The sequence below is a fragment of the Pseudomonas sp. LB3P25 genome, from assembly GCF_054897985.1.
Genome location: NZ_CM142711.1, coordinates 1893996 through 1911469, shown reverse-complemented (window position 1 = coordinate 1911469; position 17474 = coordinate 1893996). Strand labels below are relative to the sequence as shown.

The 17474-nt window shown below is 60.6% G+C and carries 18 protein-coding genes; 5 read left to right on the top strand and 13 right to left on the bottom strand.

Features of this window, described 5'->3' with window-relative positions; translation table 11 throughout:
- Positions 1–1014 precede the first annotated feature (1014 nt).
- Together ACYZTW_RS08375 and ACYZTW_RS08370 are read right to left on the bottom strand one after the other, a co-directional pair.
- Positions 1015–2406, bottom strand: a complete 1392-nt coding sequence (locus ACYZTW_RS08375; protein ID WP_462004491.1) for an aminotransferase-like domain-containing protein — start codon at positions 2404–2406, stop codon at positions 1015–1017.
- Between the two features lie 184 nt (positions 2407–2590).
- Entirely contained in the window at positions 2591–3352 is a 762-nt protein-coding gene (locus ACYZTW_RS08370) for an SDR family oxidoreductase (protein WP_462004490.1), read from the bottom strand.
- 100 nt (positions 3353–3452) lie between these two features.
- On the opposite strand from ACYZTW_RS08370, the gene ACYZTW_RS08365 reads away from it, so the two are divergent.
- The gene (locus tag ACYZTW_RS08365; protein WP_462004489.1) at positions 3453–3590 is read left to right on the top strand and encodes a hypothetical protein; all 138 of its coding nucleotides are present in this window, start codon (positions 3453–3455) and stop codon (positions 3588–3590) included.
- Positions 3587–4591 (top strand): NADP-dependent oxidoreductase, encoded by a 1005-nt coding sequence (locus ACYZTW_RS08360; RefSeq protein ID WP_462004488.1) that lies wholly within the window; start codon positions 3587–3589, stop codon positions 4589–4591. The genes ACYZTW_RS08365 and ACYZTW_RS08360 overlap by 4 nt, the downstream gene beginning before the upstream one ends.
- 138 nt (positions 4592–4729) lie before the next feature.
- Here ACYZTW_RS08360 and pyrF read toward each other — a convergent pair whose 3' ends face one another.
- Positions 4730–5428 carry an orotidine-5'-phosphate decarboxylase gene (gene pyrF, locus ACYZTW_RS08355; protein ID WP_462004487.1) on the bottom strand — a complete coding sequence of 233 codons (699 nt, stop codon included), beginning with the start codon at positions 5426–5428 and terminating at the stop codon, positions 4730–4732.
- A gap of 292 nt (positions 5429–5720) precedes the next feature.
- Here pyrF and ACYZTW_RS08350 point away from each other — a divergent pair, with 292 nt between their 5' ends.
- From ACYZTW_RS08350 to xopAW, 3 genes are all read left to right on the top strand, one after another.
- The gene (locus tag ACYZTW_RS08350) at positions 5721–6479 is read left to right on the top strand and encodes a response regulator (RefSeq protein WP_033053235.1); all 759 of its coding nucleotides are present in this window, start codon (positions 5721–5723) and stop codon (positions 6477–6479) included.
- A complete protein-coding gene (locus ACYZTW_RS08345) occupies positions 6479–7531 on the top strand; it encodes a sensor histidine kinase (protein WP_462004486.1) in 1053 nt (350 codons plus the stop codon). Before ACYZTW_RS08350 ends, ACYZTW_RS08345 begins: the two co-directional genes overlap by 1 nt.
- Before the next feature lie 261 nt (positions 7532–7792).
- Positions 7793–8641 (top strand): XopAW family type III secretion system calcium-binding effector, encoded by an 849-nt coding sequence (gene xopAW, locus ACYZTW_RS08340; protein ID WP_462004485.1) that lies wholly within the window; start codon positions 7793–7795, stop codon positions 8639–8641.
- A gap of 55 nt (positions 8642–8696) precedes the next feature.
- Here xopAW and ACYZTW_RS08335 read toward each other — a convergent pair whose 3' ends face one another.
- The 10 genes from ACYZTW_RS08335 to ACYZTW_RS08290 form a co-directional block, all read right to left on the bottom strand.
- The gene (locus ACYZTW_RS08335) at positions 8697–9752 is read right to left on the bottom strand and encodes an AI-2E family transporter (RefSeq protein ID WP_462004484.1); all 1056 of its coding nucleotides are present in this window, start codon (positions 9750–9752) and stop codon (positions 8697–8699) included.
- 69 nt (positions 9753–9821) lie between these two features.
- Positions 9822–10628 carry a DUF4892 domain-containing protein gene (locus ACYZTW_RS08330; RefSeq protein ID WP_462004482.1) on the bottom strand — a complete coding sequence of 269 codons (807 nt, stop codon included), beginning with the start codon at positions 10626–10628 and terminating at the stop codon, positions 9822–9824.
- An 8-nt stretch (positions 10629–10636) separates the two neighbouring features.
- On the bottom strand, positions 10637–11296 hold the full coding sequence (locus ACYZTW_RS08325) for a glutathione S-transferase family protein (protein WP_462004481.1): 660 nt from the start codon (positions 11294–11296) through the stop codon (positions 10637–10639).
- A gap of 50 nt (positions 11297–11346) precedes the next feature.
- Positions 11347–12201 (bottom strand): alpha/beta hydrolase, encoded by an 855-nt coding sequence (locus ACYZTW_RS08320; protein ID WP_462004480.1) that lies wholly within the window; start codon positions 12199–12201, stop codon positions 11347–11349.
- A complete protein-coding gene (locus ACYZTW_RS08315) occupies positions 12198–13004 on the bottom strand; it encodes an alpha/beta fold hydrolase (protein WP_462004479.1) in 807 nt (268 codons plus the stop codon). The genes ACYZTW_RS08320 and ACYZTW_RS08315 overlap by 4 nt, the downstream gene beginning before the upstream one ends.
- Positions 13005–13267: 263 nt before the next feature.
- A complete protein-coding gene (locus tag ACYZTW_RS08310; protein ID WP_109633914.1) occupies positions 13268–13711 on the bottom strand; it encodes a hotdog fold thioesterase in 444 nt (147 codons plus the stop codon).
- 32 nt (positions 13712–13743) lie between these two features.
- Positions 13744–15411: an AMP-binding protein gene (locus tag ACYZTW_RS08305; RefSeq protein WP_462004478.1), complete on the bottom strand. Its 1668-nt coding sequence runs from the start codon at positions 15409–15411 to the stop codon at positions 13744–13746.
- Between the two features lie 168 nt (positions 15412–15579).
- Complete coding sequence (gene sixA, locus ACYZTW_RS08300; protein ID WP_462004477.1) at positions 15580–16032, bottom strand: phosphohistidine phosphatase SixA; 453 nt, start codon at positions 16030–16032, stop codon at positions 15580–15582.
- Entirely contained in the window at positions 16029–16376 is a 348-nt protein-coding gene (locus tag ACYZTW_RS08295) for a DUF4389 domain-containing protein (protein WP_462004476.1), read from the bottom strand. Before ACYZTW_RS08295 ends, sixA begins: the two co-directional genes overlap by 4 nt.
- A 19-nt stretch (positions 16377–16395) precedes the next feature.
- Positions 16396–17421 (bottom strand): NAD(P)H-dependent glycerol-3-phosphate dehydrogenase, encoded by a 1026-nt coding sequence (locus tag ACYZTW_RS08290; RefSeq protein ID WP_462004475.1) that lies wholly within the window; start codon positions 17419–17421, stop codon positions 16396–16398.
- Positions 17422–17474 lie beyond the last annotated feature (53 nt).

Genomic DNA, 17474 nt, shown 5'->3' with positions numbered 1-17474 from the left:
CGAGTTCTTTTTCAGCTCTGCCTGCATCGACTGGTCTTCGGCGACATAGGCCTGATCCACCCGCTCCACCACCTGAGCGGCACGTTGATGCAGCTGCTCATAGACCGTTTTTTCCTGCGCCAGCAGGCCGGTGTACTCGGCCAGTTTTTCGCTGAATCCGCTAATGTGCCCGACCACTTCGTTGAGGACCGTCTGGTAACCCTCATCCTTTACAGTGGTTTTCAGCTGCTCGGCCTGGGTCAGTGCCTGGTCGGCCTGCTCAATCTTGCCCTGCCCTGCGCTGTCGTCGCCCTTGCGGCTCAGGTCCAGGCGCACACGCGCTTCGTTCATGGCTTGCAACATCAGCCGCGACACCTGGCTGACCTGACTGGCTTGCTCGATGAACTGACCCCCGTCCTTGCCTTCGGATTCCTTCAAGGCATAAGCGCCGTCATCGGCCAGCCCGGCCTGCAACACGTCAAGATTATTGGCCACACTGGACACCGACCAACTGGCCATCTCCAGCGCCAGGTCCTTGGCCTGGCTGAGCGAAACGAACTCATCAAAGGCCTTGCGGTAAGCGCCCAAGGACTGCTCGACGTCATTCATCACCGGCACGTTGGCCGCAGACGCCGCTTTCAGCTGGGTTGCCAGGGCGATCAGGCCGTCAACGCCCTCGTGCAGCGCATCAGCGGTTTTCGGGTTGCCGTGCAAGGCGTATTCCTGTTCGAGCAGTCTCACCTTGAGCAAACCGCTGTTGAGCGACGACATCTGCTTGAGCCCGTCGAAGCGCTGGCTGATGGTTTGCAGGGACCATACGCCGATGGCTGCCACCAAGGCGGTCAATAGCAGCACCAGTACAAACCCGACACCCATTTTTTTCGCCATCCCGAGGTTGGCAAAACGTCCTTGCACGGCCGAAATCATTGCACTTAGTCCCCTGACATAGTCTGTTGACGCAGATTCGCAACGGGCCTGTATCAACACAAGTCTCTGGCGTCGGAATAATGGCAAAAAGCTACGCTCACGTCGTTTTCAGAACGCTTGAGGTCGATCCAGAGCGGTGGCCTGAAAAAACGCCCGGGCTCGCGGATCACAGGCATAGGCCACATTGATACGCTGCCAGTCATTGGCCTCTGCGGTGGGACTGAATGCCGTCGCAGAAGACAACAGGACACCAAAGCGCTGTGCCTGAGCCCGCACCTGAGCGTAGTCGGACATCCGCGATCGCGCCCAGATGAACAGGCCTCCAACCGGCTTGCCGAACACTTCCCACTCGGCGTCTTCAAGCACTTGCAACGCCGCCTCCCTGTCATTGCTCAAACGCTGGCGCTGGCGCTGTACCAATTTGCGATAGGCACCGCTGGCCAACAGACTGGCCAGCACCGACTCGCAAAACCGTGAAGCGCCCATGCTGCTGATCATCTTGACCTCCGCCAGCCGCGAAATAACCCCGGTGCCGGCCACTACAAAACCGACCCGCAACGAACTGCTGAGGGTTTTGGAGTAGCTGCCGACGTAGATGACGTTGTCATCGATACCCAACGCAGCGAGGCGCGTACCGGGGCCGCTGTGCAAATCCGCATAGACGTCGTCTTCGATTACCAGAAGGCCATAAGTTTTGGCCAGTTGCAGAACCCGCTGCGCCACCGCTGGCGCCAGGCTGCTGCCAGTGGGATTGTGATAGAAGCTATTGATGAAGATCCCGCAGGGCCTGTACTTAACCAGCAACGCCTCAAGCGCTTCAACGTCCGGCCCGCGCGGGGTTCGCGGCACCTCGATCATGCTGACACCGTGCAGCCTGAGCAAATCGAACAGCAAGGAATAACCGGGATTCTCCACTACCACGCAATCACCCGGTTTGAACAAGGTCCGCACGATCAGGTCCAGCCCCTGACTGGCCCCCGCCGTTGTCAGAATCCGGCTTTCCTCCACCACGATATCGAGCTGTTTCAGGCGTTTGTGGATTTGCTGGCGCAAGGCTGGCAGGCCCAGCGGCGTGCTGTAATTGAACAGGCCGGCCATGTCGGTGCGGCTGACCTGATGGATCGCGTAGCTCAGGTCGTCAGTTTCGCGCCAGCTCTCGGGCAGTCCGCCACACCCCAGTTTGAGTTCGCCCGAGGTGCCGCCCTGCTTCACTTCCGCCCCCTCGAACCTGGGGCAATCCTGTTGCCCCTGAGCGGTCAGCGCTGGAATGGCGACAATGAAACCGGCGCCATGACGCGACGCCAGCAGTCCTTGAGCCACCAGACGCTCACAGGCCTCAACGACGCTGGACTGACTGAGCAAATTGATCCGGGCGATTTGCCGCACGGAAGGCAAACGCGTCCCCGGCGGCACCTCGCCACGACGGAGCCAGCAGGCTAGCGCGTCGACGATTTGCTGTACGACCGGCACCAATGCCTGTCGATCGATTCTCAACTCCATGAGCAAGCAAACTCCTGTCCGTTTTGCGGGAAACAGTTAATCACAGGAGCGGTCGATCAGCTGTGCGACAACGCCGCTAAAACCGTCGGTTCTAACCATTTGAAACACATTGTCCGGCCCCTATAAGGAACCGAAAAAAAACCCGCACAAATGCGGGTTTTTTCCTACGTTGCAGTGCCTGGTTTCAGAACGCCGTGACGCCACCGTCCACCGCCAGTGAATGCCCCGTGGTGAACGCTGCGCCATCGCTGCACAGGTACAGCACCGCACTGGCAATTTCCTCGACCTTGCCGATGCGCCCGACCGGGTGCATGGCATTGGCGAACTCGCCTTTCTTCGGGTCGGCTTCATAGGCACGACGGAACATGTCGGTGTCGATCACTGCCGGACACACCGCGTTCACCCGAATCTTTTTCTTGGCGTATTCGATGGCCGCCGATTTGGTCAGGCCGATCACCGCGTGTTTCGACGCTGCATAAATACTCATCTTCGGCGCGGCTCCGAGGCCGGCGACTGAAGCGGTGTTGACGATCGCGCCGCCACCTTGGGCCAACAGCAACGGCAACTGGTACTTCATGCACAACCAGACGCCTTTAACGTTGACGCCCATGATCGCGTCGAATTCGTCAACCGTGCCTTCGGCCAGCTTGCCTTTCTCGATCTCGATGCCAGCGTTGTTGAAGGCATAGTCGAGACGGCCGTAAGTATTGACCACCTCGTCCATCAGATTTTTTACATCGCTTTCCAGCGTGACGTTGCAGCGCACGAAGGTAGCTTCACCGCCAGCGGCACGAATCAGCGCCACAGTGCCCTCACCACCCGCCACGTCCAGGTCGGCCACCACCACTTTCAAGCCTTCAGCGGCGAACGCCTGGGCGGTCGCGCGGCCAATACCATTGGCGGCGCCCGTCACCACGGCGACCTGGCCAGAAAACGTCATGCTCATTGTTATGTCCTCGAAGAGAAGATGCGGGGATCGCGTGTTCTCAATCTAGCCACAAGGGCCTGCGGCACGGCAGCACTATCAGAAGGCCGGTTGGGCGCCCATGAGTGGCAGTGATAAAACCGCCGGCTCGACTATCACTGCACTGGATCGATATGCATTCGCCGCATCAGCCAAACTTGCGGCATCGACCATGAAGGTCTATCAACAAGTCTTCATTCATCTTGAGTGCCTGTCATGACTACCCAGACCAATCGCCAGTTCCTGCTCGCCAAACGTCCGGTGGGTGCGGCGACCCGTGAGACCTTCACCTATCAAGAAGTACCGCTCGGCGAGCCGGATGCGGGTCAGATCCTGGTCAAAAACGAATACCTGTCCCTGGACCCGGCCATGCGTGGCTGGATGAACGAGGGCAAGTCCTACATCCCACCAGTCGGTATCGGTGAAGTGATGCGCGCATTAGGTGTAGGCAAAGTCGTTGCCTCGAATAATCCGGGCTTCGCGGTCGGGGATTACGTCAACGGAGCTCTGGGGGTGCAGGATTACTTCCTCGGCGAGCCACGAGGCTTCTACAAAGTCGACCCGAAACTGGCGCCTCTGCCGCGCTATCTGTCGGCGCTGGGGATGACCGGGATGACCGCTTATTTCGCCCTGCTCGATGTCGGCGCGCCAAAGGCGGGTGACACCGTGGTGTTGTCAGGCGCTGCGGGTGCGGTGGGCAGCATTGCCGGGCAGATCGCCAAGATCAAAGGTTGCCGCGTCATCGGCATTGCCGGGGGCGCGGACAAGTGCCAGTTCCTGATCGACGAACTGGGTTTTGACGGTGCCATCGATTACAAAAACGAAGACGTCCACGCCGGCCTCAAGCGCGAATGTCCGAAAGGTGTCGATGTGTATTTCGATAACGTCGGCGGCGATATCCTCGACGCGGTGCTGAGCCGTCTGAACATGAAGGCGCGGGTGGTGATCTGTGGCGCCATCAGCCAGTACAACAACAAGGAAGCGGTCAAAGGCCCGGCCAACTACCTGTCGCTGCTCGTCAACCGCGCGCGGATGGAAGGCTTTGTGGTGATGGACTACGCCGCGCAGTTCGCCGCCGCCGGGCAGGAAATGGCCGGCTGGATGGCCAAGGGGCAGCTCAAGAGCAAGGAAGACATCGTAGAAGGACTGGAGACCTTCCCGGAGACGCTGATGAAATTGTTCAGCGGCGAGAATTTCGGGAAGTTGGTGTTGAAGGTTTAACCCGATATTTCAATGCACCACAAACCAATGTGGGAGCGAGCCTGCTCGCGAAAGCGGTGTATCAGTCGATAATGATGTCGACTGACACTCCCTCTTCGCGAGCAGGCTCGCTCCCACATGTGGATCTTCAGTTATTGATCAGGCGATTTCGGCCACAACCTCGGCCAACGCCTTGGCCGGATCCGCGGCCTGGCTGATCGGACGGCCGATCACCAGATAATCGGAACCGGCATCCAGCGCCTGACGCGGCGTCAGAATGCGGCGCTGATCGTCCTGGGCGCTGCCCGCCGGACGAATCCCCGGGGTCACCAGTTGCAACGACGGGTGCGCCGATTTCAGAGCCTGGGCTTCCAGGGCCGAACAGACCAGACCGTCCATCCCGGCTTTTTCCGCCAACGCGGCCAGGCGCAACACTTGCTCCTGCGGCTCGATATCCAGACCGATACCCGCCAGGTCTTCACGCTCCATGCTGGTCAGCACGGTCACGCCGATCAGCAGTGGTTTCGGACCGGTGCGCTGGTCGAGCACTTCGCGGCACGCGGCCATCATGCGCAAACCACCGGAGCAGTGCACATTGACCATCCACACGCCCATCTCCGCAGCCGCCTTGACGGCCATGGCGGTAGTGTTCGGGATGTCGTGGAACTTGAGGTCCAGGAACACTTCGAAACCCTTGTCACGCAGGGTGCCAACGATTTCCGAAGCGCAGCTGGTGAACAGTTCTTTACCGACTTTGACCCGGCACAGCTTCGGGTCCAACTGATCGGCCAGCTTCAGTGCGGCGTCACGGGTGGGGAAATCCAGGGCGACGATGATAGGAGTCTGGCAGGCGGACATGAGTGGGCTCTCAGGCAGGTCGAAATCGGCGCGCATTGTAGCGGAACCAGCGCCTCTGCGGGACCCGATGATCGGTAATTCGTCGAGGCGGCTCAAGCAAGACTAGCCCTTGTGCCCATTGTGTCGAGTCAGATACACACATGACACGCCTGCAACACCCTTCAACGTTACCTTCGGCAGCCGCAACACGTCCTACAGCACTTCCCGCCTCCGGGCCGGACGCCTATGCTGAAACCACAACCTCGCAGCCCATCTTTGTGGTTGGCAGCCTACCTGGCAGATGAACGCACGCATGCACAACCTCCACGCACCTGTGAACGACGATCAAAAAGCGCCCGGCGATGATAAACGCTGGAGCATTCGCGCCCTGATCGTCGACGATGACGTCCCGATCCGCGAACTGATGATCGACTATCTGGCCCGGTTCAACATTCACGCCAGCGGCGTCACCGATGGCGCCGCGATGCGTCTGGCGTTGCAAGCGGAGCATTTCGACGTGGTGGTGCTCGACCTGATGCTGCCCGGCGAAGACGGTTTGTCGCTGTGCCGCTGGCTACGTGCCGAATCGGACATCCCGATTTTGATGCTCACCGCCCGCTGCGAGCCGACCGACCGGATTATCGGCCTGGAACTGGGCGCCGACGACTACATGGCCAAGCCGTTCGAGCCGCGAGAATTGGTGGCACGCATCCAGACTATCCTGCGCCGGGTGCGCGACGATCGCACTGAACAACGGGCGAACATCCGTTTCGACAACTGGCGTCTGAACAGCGTGCTGCGCCAATTGATCGCCGCGGATGGCCTGGTGGTGCCGCTGTCCAACGCCGAGTTCCGTTTGCTCTGGGTGTTCATCGAACGTCCGCGTCGGGTCCTCAGCCGCGAACAACTGCTGGACGCCGCTCGCGGTCGCTCGATCGAAGCCTTTGATCGCAGCATCGACTTGCTGGTCTCGCGCCTGCGCCAGAAACTCGGTGATGACCCGAAAGCGCCGCAGCTGATCAAAACCGTTCGCGGTGAGGGTTATCTGTTCGACGCTAGAGACATCGGCTGATGCGTGTGCGCTTCGATACGCTCTTCGGCCGCCTGTTTGGCATGCTGCTGGTGGCGATCATCCTGGCGCATCTGTTGGCGTTTTTCTGGTTTCACTATTACGGCCCGCCGCCGCCCCCTCCGCCGCCGGGGTTTTCCGAAAACTTCGACGGACAGCGCCCGCCGAGGGACCCGCGCTTCGAAAATCGGCCACCGCGGTCGTGGTTCGGCGGCCCTTTGGTGCCGCTGACCTTTCAACTGGTCTCGCTGGTCATCGCCGCCTGGTACGGCGCCAAACTGTTGAGCCGGCCGATCCAGCGTCTGAGCGATGCGGCCGAACGACTGAGCGAAAACCTTGATAGCCCGCCTCTGGATGAGTCCGGCCCACGGGAAGCACGGCAAGCGGCGCACACCTTCAACAAAATGCAGCAACGCATTCGAGAACAAGTGCAGCAACGCTCGCGGATGCTCGGCGCCGTCTCCCACGACCTGCGTACGCCGCTGTCGCGGCTCAAGCTGCGGCTGGAGCAGATCGACGACAACAAACTGCAAGGCCAGATGCGTCAGGATCTGGACGACATGATCAGCATGCTCGACGCCACCCTCACTTATCTGCACGAACAGCGGACCAGCGAAGTTATGCAATGGATGGATGTGCAGGCGCTGGTCGAATCCCTGAGTGAAAATGCCCAGGACCAGGGTGCCGATGTGCTCACCAGCGGCCACTGCGCACCGTTGCAAGTGCAGCCGATGGCCTTGCGTTCGTGCATCAACAACCTGCTGGACAATGCCCTGCGTTATGCCGGGCAGGCAATGATTACGCTCGAAGACACGCGCGAAACCCTGGTGATCCGGGTCATCGACCATGGGCCGGGTATTGCGGCGGATAAACGTGAAGCCGTGTTCGAGCCGTTTTTTCGTCTGGAAGGTTCGCGCAACCGCAACTCCGGTGGCGTCGGGCTGGGCATGACCATCGCCCGCGAAGCGGCCGAACGCCTGGGTGGGCAGTTGAGCCTGGAAGAAACGCCCGGTGGTGGTTTGACCGCCGTTATCCGGTTACCTCGATCCGTGTAGCAGCTGGCGAAGCCTGCGTTCGGTTCGGGCCGCGTTCGGACGAAGCAGTCGCTAGACCAACCACCGCGGTGTTTCAGGACGATTGATGTAGCAGGATTTACGACTGCTTCGCAGCCGAACGCAGGCTTCGCCAGCTGCTACACGGGCCCGTCGAGCTCTGTGTACCGCTCGGTACAAACCTCACATACCCACGACAACTTGCCCCTTGAGGCTGCATAAGCCGGTGCACCCACCGGTCATCCATTCCAAGGAGTGAGCGCAATGATCGGTAGCGTCAGCAGTTATACGAGCTATACCAGCACCAACAGCACCACAACCAACACCGCCCGCAGTCAGCAATTTCAGAAAGATCTGCTCGCCAAACTGGACAGCAACAGTGATGGCGCAGTCGATCAGGACGAACTCAAGAGCGCCCTGTCGCAGAAAACCGACGACGGCCTGCTGGTGAGCCTGAGCAAGAATTTCGCCGACCTGGACAGCGACGACAGCGGCAGCCTGAGCAGTGAAGAAATGGCCGCGATGGCACCCCCGCCGCCACCGCCACGGGACCAGGCACCGAACACCGAACTGGCTGACGCGCTGATCAGCGCCCTGGACGCCGACGGTGACGGCGCCATCAGCAGCGATGAACTGAGCAACGGCCTGACCAGCGCCGGCAGCAGTGCCGACAGCACAGAAATCTTCTCGGCCCTGGACAAGAACGAAGACGGCTCCGTCAGCCAGGACGAACTCGCCGCCAGCCTCGCCCCGCCTCCGCCGCCACCTCAACAAGTGTCCAGCGAAGAACTGTTCAGCCAGCTCGATGCGGACAGCGACGGCAGTGTCAGCGCCACCGAACTGACCAGCGCGTTGCAGACCAGCAGCACCTCATCGACCAGCACCGATACCAGCGCCGCGTTGCTCAAAGCGCTGGATAGCGACAGCAGTGGCGGCGTCAGCAGCGACGAGTTGAAAGCGGCGTTGCAAGCCGGCCGCGAGCGAAACACCGACAGTTCCACCGCTCAGTCGAACGTGACCGAAGCCCTGAACAAAATGATCGCCAACCTGAGCAAGCAGTACTCGCTCGACAACGTGGCGACCGTGGGCAAATACCTGAACGAGGCCACCTAAGGCAAAAGCTTCGCGAGCAGGCTCGCGAAGGGGCCCTAAGCTTCAACCAAAAACCTCAGGGCCGGCGATCCTCAACCCGAGCCTGACTCTTGCTCCAGTCGTTCAGCAGGCTGTAGGCCACCGCCAACAATGTCGGGCCGATGAACAAGCCAATAAACCCAAAGGCAATCAACCCGCCAAACACCCCGAGCAGGACAATCACCAACGGCAAATTCCCGCCCCGGCTGATCAGGTACGGTTTGAGCACGTTGTCGACGCCACTGATGATGAACGTCCCCCAAATTCCGAGAAACACCGCCATCCCGTACTCACCCTTCCAGGCCAGCCACGCCGTGGCCGGAATCCATACCAGCGGCGGACCCATCGGAATCAGGCTCAACAAAAACGTGACGATCCCCAGCACCAGCGCCCCAGGAACCCCGGCAATCAAAAACCCGATCAACGCCAGAACCGCTTGGGCCGCTGCCGTCCCGATCACACCGTTCACCACCCGCTGCACCGTGCCCGCCACCAATTCAATGTAATACCCGGCACGGTCACCAATCAGCCGTTCCAGCAACCCTCGAACAAACGCCGCCAGACGCGGCCCGTCACGGTAGAAAAAGAACACGAAGACGATACTCAACGTCAGCTCAAGAATCCCGCCGCCAATCTGCGCACTGCGCGCCAGCAGCCAATTGCCGACCTGGCCCAGGTAAGGTTTGACTGCCAGCATCATCGCCGCGCCCTGCTGATCGATGCTGTTCCAGACCCCCACCAGCCGCTCGCCCACCAAGGGAATACTGCCCAGCCAGGTCGGCGCTTCCGGCAGCCCATCGACCTGCACATCCTTGATGAACGCTGTGGCATCGCGCACATGGTCCGCGAGGTTGAACCCCAGCCAGACCAACGGCAACGCCACCAGCAACATCCAGCCCAGCGTCAGCACTGCGGCCGCCAGAGATTCGCGACCCTTGAGCAAACGCGTCAGCAAACGCATCAGCGGCCAACTGGCAAACGCCAGCACCGCGCCCCAGAACAGCGCCGACCAGAACGGCGCCATCACCCAGAAGCTCGCGCCAAACAGCACCAGGAGCAGGATCTGCACCAACAGCCGGTCGTTATTGATCATCTAAATCTCGAAAAAAGTCAGTTCGCAAAAGAGTAGGCGAACGCAGCGTGCACGTTCGCCTGATAAAGCTTATCGCAACAGCTCGATGTGCAAGCCCGCGCCCTCGACGCTGCCGGCTTCCATCCTGGCGGTACGCACACCCTGCCCGATCAGTGCCTGACGCCAGGCTTCGGCCTTCGGCCCCGAAACACTGACCCGCAACGTGGTGTCCAGATTCAGCCCACGAGAGATCAGGCGCAGCCAGGTATCGTCAGGATCGTCGGTCAGTTTGGGAAAATCGAGCTCACCGGTGCTTTTGAGCTCCCGAAGCAAGGTTGCAGAAGTCGGCAGCAAATCGCCCAACGGCGCAGCGGCGTCGAACTGTTCGACGTGCAGATAAGCTTTGCGATTGCCGCGCGTGATGCTGTAAAGCGCCACCAGCGTGTTGTCTTGCGGGGCCGCCAGACGCAACAGCAAGAACGCTTGCTGATCATCAGCGCCATAGAGCTTGGCATTGCCAAAGACATCATTGGCCCACAGGCTGCTTTCGCCGCAATCACGGGCCTGGCACCAGAACAGCAACTCGGCGCCCTGCTTCTGCAAGACTTCACGAGCGGCGGTGAAGGCCTCGGTGGAGGAATGCTCCGGTGGCAACTCGTAGGTCACCGAAGTGGTTTTCCCCCGGGCACCGACCTGGCCGTCAAAGCGCAACTGGCCGCTGATTTTGCGGATCGAACCCAGTGGATAGATCCGCTCAAGTTCGGCGACCGGACGATAGTCGACGATCTGCGCATCGGCCATACGCGGCACGATCGGCAGGTCCTGACTGCCCGGGACATCGGCGGCAAATAACAGCGGACAGAAACAACACAGTGCCAGCAGACTGAGTGAACGCATGGATAGACTCATCGGATCAGCATGGCCTGGGCGCCCTTGATGATACTGGCGTCATCGATGCGCTCAGGCACCAGCAAACCGCGCTGTACCGCCGGGCGCGCCTCCATGGTCGCCATCCAGCGTTGCAACGCCGGCAAGCCTTCGACCTCGACGCCGGACCAGTCGTGGCCACGAACCCACGGAAAAGTAGCGATATCGGCAATGCTGTACTCACCGGCCAGAAACTCCACGGCTTGCAGGCGCGTGTCGAGCACTTCATAGAGGCGGCGGGTTTCATGTTGATAGCGGTCGATGGCGCCCTGGAGTTTCTCCGGGAAATAACGGAAAAACACGTTGGCCTGGCCTTGCATCGGGCCGATCCCACCCATCTGGAACATCAGCCATTGCAGGACCACTGAACGCCCCTTAGGGTCTTTTGGCAGCAGTTTGCCGCTCAGTTCAGCCAGGTAAATCAGGATCGCGCCGGATTCAAACACGGCGAAATCGCCGTTGGCGCGGTCGACAATCGCCGGAATCCGGCCATTGGGATTGATCTTGAGGAAGCCCTTGGACTTCTGTTCCTTTTTGTCGAAACTCAAGGCGTGCACCGTGTAGGGCAGGCCGAGTTCCTCGAGCACGATAGAGACCTTGTGGCCATTCGGGGTCGCAGCGGTGTAGAGATCTATCATGGTTGTCTCCCATTTCAACCCGCCCAGCCTCGACAGTTGCCCGGCGCAAGTCAAGGAACGGCGAAGAACCGATTGAAACAGTCTGCGACAAGGTCGGCGCCGGGTTCGTCATTCAGGTGCAAATGATGACCGCCAGGCAGCTGTTCACGGCTAAAGGGTAGACGCTCCAGCAACTCGGGATGTTTGGCGAGCATGCCGTCGGCTGCAACCACCAACAACGCAGGACAACTGACCCGCTGGACGAAGGCCATCGCCTGCTCGGTTGTAAGACGTAGCGGCGACGGCAGCGTGAGGCGGTTGTCGGTGCGCCAGGTGTAACCGCCCGGCACTGGCATGAGTCCGCGCTGGGCTAACAGCTCGGCGGCTTCGCGACTGACCGCCACCAAACCTTTCATGCGTGCCTCGATGGCGCGGTCCAGGGTGCTGTAGACCGGTTTGCGTTTTTCCCGCAAATCCAGCTGCGCTTGCAGTGCCATGCCCATGCGTTCGGCGGCATTTTCGCCTTTGTCTGTAGGAGGAATGATGCCGTCGATCAAGGCCAGATGCGTGACGCGTTCCGGCATCGACCCGGCAATGATCAACGAAGCGATCGCCCCCATCGAGTGCCCCATCAGTGCAAAACGCTTCAAGCCCAGCTGTTCGGCAACTTGCAGCACGTCGTGGGCGTAGTCCCACATCGCGTAACCGGCACCGGTCGGCCGATGCCCGGAATGACCGTGACCGGCCATGTCCAGCGCAATGATGCGCAGGCCTTTGAGCTTCGGCGCCAGCCGGGCGAAGCTGTTGGCGTTGTCCAGCCAGCCATGCAAGGCGATCACTGGCATGCCGTCTTCGGGGCCGAACAAGTGCGCTGCCAGCTCGATGTGCGGCAGGCTGAGGCGAACTTCTTCAACGACGTTGTTCATGCGCAATCCTGTTGGCGGCGACCTTCCCAACGGCTGAACAGGTTCTTCAGCAGCGCGGCCGTGTCGTGGGGACGTTCGAGGGGAAACATGTGGCCGCCAGGCATGGTCAGGGACTCGCCCAGCGGCAAGCGCCCCACGAGGCTTGCGTGATGACGCATCACCACGCGGCTCTTGTGCCCGCGTACCACCGCCAGCGGCACTTGCAGCTGCCGTGCGCGGCCAGGACTGGTGTGCGGCACGCCGCGATAGATACTGATTTCCGTGGCCGGGTCGAAGCGCAAACGCAGCGTGTCGCCCACCTTGTGCAAGCCGTGTTGCAGGTAAGCGTCGAAGCATTCCGGGTCGAAACTGCGAAACAAGGTTTTACCGGCGAAATACATTCGGGCCGCTTCCAGATCGGCAAACTCTTCCCGTCGTCCCAACGTACGGCCGGCCGGGGTCAGGCGATCGATGAAACCAAAGCGTTTGGCGGCACGGATTACCCATTGATCAGCGCGGGTCAGCACCGGCGAATCAAGCATCACCACGCCGCGATAGAGCTCGGGGCACCGCAACGCCGCGTGCAGGTGCAGCACGCCACCGAAGGAATGGCCGACGCCCCACACCGGTTCAGATTGCTGCTTGAGGTGATGAATCAACTCGTCGACCAGGTTGTACCAGTTGTCGTCCGCCGGAAAACGCGGGTCGTGGGCGTGCTGCTGCAGATGCGTCACCTGATACTCGGGCGCCAGCGCCGCGAACAACTTGCCGTAGGTGCCCGAGGGGAAACCGTTGGCGTGGGCGAAAAATATCTGTTGCGACATACCGGTGATCCATCAACGAAAACAAGGGTTGATTGTCCGTAAGACGACGTCCTTCAGCAATGACCGTAAGTGCCAGGAATGATGACAGTCCGGTCAACAGGATTTCTGATGAAGATCTATGTAGCAGCTGGCGAAGCCTGCGTTCGACTGCGCAGCAGTCGTAAATCCTGCAACCGTAGTCTTTCTGAACCACCGCGGTGATGGCTTTACGACTGCTTCGCAGCCGAACGCAGGCTTCGCCAGCTGCTACAAGGAATCGCGTTTCAGCGGGCGGGTGGATTCTCACCCAACGGCACCACCGCCATGGTCAACCGCGACACACAACTCGCCTTCCCCTCATCGCTGGTCAAACGGATATCCCAGACATGCGTCGTGCGGCCAATGTGAATCGGCTTGGCCACCGCCGTGACCCGCCCACTGCGCAAGCCGCGCAAATGGTTGGCGTTGATTTCCAGGCCCACGCAATAAAACTTGCTGGCGTCGATGCACAGGTAACTGGCCATCGAGCCGACCGTTTCGGCCAGCACCACCGAGGCGCCGCCGTGCAGCAAGCCGTAAGGCTGGTGAGTGCGGTGGTCGATGACCATGCTCGCGGTCAGGGACTCTTCGTCGAAGGCTTCGAAGCGAATATCCAGCACTTCGCCGATGGTGTTTTTCTGGATTGCGTTCAGCTGCTCGACGTTGGGAGTGGTACGCCACAGACTCATCGTTGCTTTCCTTGGTTGGTTTTATTCGTGACTCAATCCTGCCACAGCACCGCTTCGCTGCGCTCGCTCCATTCCTCAAACCGAGCGCCATAAGCCGCTTCGATCACGTTGCGCTTGATCTTCAGGGTCGGCGTCAGGAAGCCGTTTTCCACCGCCCAACTGTCCTTGACCACCACCAAGCGACGCAAGCGTTCGTGTTTGTCGAGGACGCCATTGACCTCATCCAGGAGTTTTTCCAGGCTTGAATGCAGACCCGCCCTCGCCGTTCCGCTGGCGTCCTGCTGACCGACCGCCGAGAGCACGCACAACCCCAATGGCGCACTCAGACCATCGCCGACGACGCAGACTTGCTCGATGCGCGAGTGCTCCGCCAGACGATTTTCGATCGGTGCCGGGGCGACGTATTTGCCTTTGCTGGTCTTGAATATTTCTTTCAGGCGCCCGGTCAGACGCAGGTTGCCTTCGGTGTCTTCCTCGCCCTTGTCGCCAGTGCGCAGGAAGCCGTCCTCGGTGATGGTTTCGGCGGTTTTCTCAGGCTCCTTGAAATACCCGAGCATGGTCGCGCCGCTGCGCACCATGACCTCGCCCGACTCAGCAATCCGCACCTCGACCTCAGGGCAGGGCTTGCCGATCCAGCCGGGTTTGTTCTGGCCCGGCAGACAAACGTGCGAATAGCCGCAGCTTTCGGTCATGCCGTAGACCTCCAGCACATCCAGCCCCAGTTTGCGGTACCACAGCAGCAAGGTCTGCGGCACTGGCGCGGCGCCGGACAAAGCGATGCGCAAGGCATCCAGCCCGAGCCCGGCCAGGACTTTGTGGCCGACCCGTTTGCCGATGATCGGCAGACTGAGCAGGAAGTCGAGGCGCTTTGCCGGGATCTTGCTGTACACACCCATCTGGAATTTGGTCCAGATCCTCGGCACGCCGAACAGCGCGGTCGGGCGTGCACGGCGCAAATCGGCCAGGAAGGTGTCGAGGCTCTCGGCAAAAAACACCGTTTGCCCGGTGTAGATCGACGCCAGCTCGACGAACATCCGCTCGGCGACATGGCACAGCGGCAGGTAGGACAGCAGCCGATCCGACTCATTCAAGCCAAACAACTGCGTGCCGCGAGTGGTGGCAAACCCCAGATTGGCGAAGCTGTGCATCACGCCTTTGGGCATGCCGGTGGTGCCGGAGGTGTAAATGATGGTCGCCAACTGGTCGGCGGACGGCTTGGGATCGTCCTGGATCGGTGAGCTCTTTTGCAGCTCGGCCCAGCTGAAATCGAACGTGCCGGGCGGATGCAACGGCAGGCTGATCGTCGGCAGATCAGGGCTGACCCCGCGAGACATGCCAGGCCAGTCATCGAGTTTGCCAATGAACGCCAGCGCCGCTTCGGAGTGCTCAAGTACCTGGGCCACGGTCTCGGCGGTGAGGTTCGGGTAGAGCGGCACCGACACATGGCCGGCCATCCAGATCGCCAGGTCGGCGATGATCCAGTGCGCGCAGTTTTTCGAGATCAGGGCGATGTGGCTGCCTTGGGGCAGTTCGCGCGCGCGCAACCAATGCGCAGCGCAGCGGGCCTGATGGCCGACGTCGGCCCAGGTCAGGGTCTCGACTTGTCCGCCGCCCGTGGGCTGGACCAAAAAGCGCTGGCGCGGATGGCGGGCCTCACGCTCGTAGAAGACGTCCAGCGGCAAACGAAAAGCAGCAGACATGCGACTCGCTCCTTTGTTTTTGGTCTGGAGCAAGCGTAGTCAACCAAGCAGTTGCTCGGTTAATTATTTGTCGGCAAAAACAAGATCAAAAGATCGCAGCCTGCGGCAGCTCCTACAGGGGAATGCGAAACCCATGTAGGAGCCGCCGCAGGCTGCGATCTTTTGCTTTTAGGGGTGCTTGATGCCAACGAGCTTCATTGCTCCGGCCAGCGGCAAGTCGCCTTCAAGCTCGGCAAGGCCGGCGGTTTTCACCGCTTCCGGGTCCTGCACGTGACCGTGCTGAAGGTAACCCAGCAGGTTGCCAACCAGCGGGTTATGACTGACCAGCAGCGCGTGATCCACAGACACCAACTGCTCCGCCACCGCTTGCGGATTATTGTCCGGCGTCAGCCACTCGACGGTGCGAATCTCCGGTGCGAAACCCAGCTCCTTACGCACCAGCAGTGCGGTCTCCTGCGCTCGCAGGTAAGGACTGGCATAAATGGCAGTAAGGGGTTTGCCCTTCAATTTGGCCGCGATGCGCTTCACCTCTTTACGCCCCTTGTCGGTCAGTGCCCGCTCGGAGTCCGGGCGAGTACCGTGTGGCTCGGCTTCACCATGACGCAATACCCAGAGTTTCATAGTTTCGGTTCCTCATCTCGTGCCGGATGCGGGGCCGGCGCCACAACATGCGGCGCTTCACCTTCCGGTGTACGCGGCGTCGGCCAGTCGGCGAACGGCCAGGGTTTCTGGTCGCTGTGGAAACTGCCGAAACGACCGATCTGCGCCAGGAACTGGCTCAGGCTGTCGCCGAAGTTCATCAGGCTGGCGCTCGGGGCGCCATAGATCAAACGATAGATCAACTGCACCAGCACCACAGCGCCGAGGATGAATTGCGCCACTTGCCAGACCAGCACGTAGACGATCATCCACAACACGCGCAGCAGGATGGATTCGTACTTGTCCTCTGTTTTCGGATCGTTCATGTCTCGCTCTCCCTGATGCTCAGTTGAAACCACTGGTGGAAATAAAATCGACGTCGGTTTTCGGTTCGGCACGCATCAACAATTCAATCACCTGATTAAGCGTGCGCCCTTCGAACAGGATCGCGTGCAGCCCGGCGACCAGCGGCATGTACACGCCCACCTCCTGGGCCTTGGCCTTGAGCACCTTGAGGGTGTTCACCCCTTCGGCGACTTCGCCCAGACGGGTGACCGCATCTTCCAGACTCAAGCCCTGGCCGAGGGCGAATCCGACCTGGTAGTTACGGCTTTTCGGCGACGAGCAGGTGACAATCAAATCGCCGACGCCCGCCAAACCGAGGAAGGTCATCGGGTTGGCGCCCTGATTCACCGCAAAGCGGGTCATTTCCGCCAGCGCCCGGGTGATCAGCATGCTCTTGGTGTTTTCACCCATGCCCAGCGCCACCGCCATGCCGGCGATGATCGCGTAAACGTTTTTCAGCGCGCCGCCCAACTCCACGCCGAAGCGGTCGGCGCTGGCGTATACGCGAAAGGTCCGGCCGTGCAACGCCTCCTGGACCCGCTGACAAAGTTCTTCATCTTCGCTGGCGACCACCGTGGCGGTCAGCGCGTGTTCGGCGATTTCACGGGCCAGGTTCGGTCCGGACAGCACACCGATGCGCGCTTGCGGGGCGATCTCTTCGAGGATTTCGCTCATGAGTTTGAAGGTGTGGGCTTCGATGCCTTTGGTCAGGCTCACCAACAATTTGCCGCTCAAACGTTCGGCGTGAGGCATCAATACCGAGCGCAGCGCGCTGGACGGCAGTGCGACGAAGCATAGGTCGCAGGCTTGCAGAGTGGCCAGCAGGTCGGTGACCGCTTCCACGGATGGCAGAATCTTGATGCCTTTGAGGTAACGCGGGTTCTCGCGATTGACCCGAATGGCCTCGGCCTGCTCGGGGTCACGCATCCATAGCCGGACCTGATGCCCGTTCTCGGCCAGCAGATTAGCCACGGCGGTACCAAAACTTCCGCCTCCCAGGACCGCAATTGGGCGCTGTTCAGTCATATGCAATCCGTTAATCCATACCAGTGGCGATGTCGGCATTATACGGAGCGGCC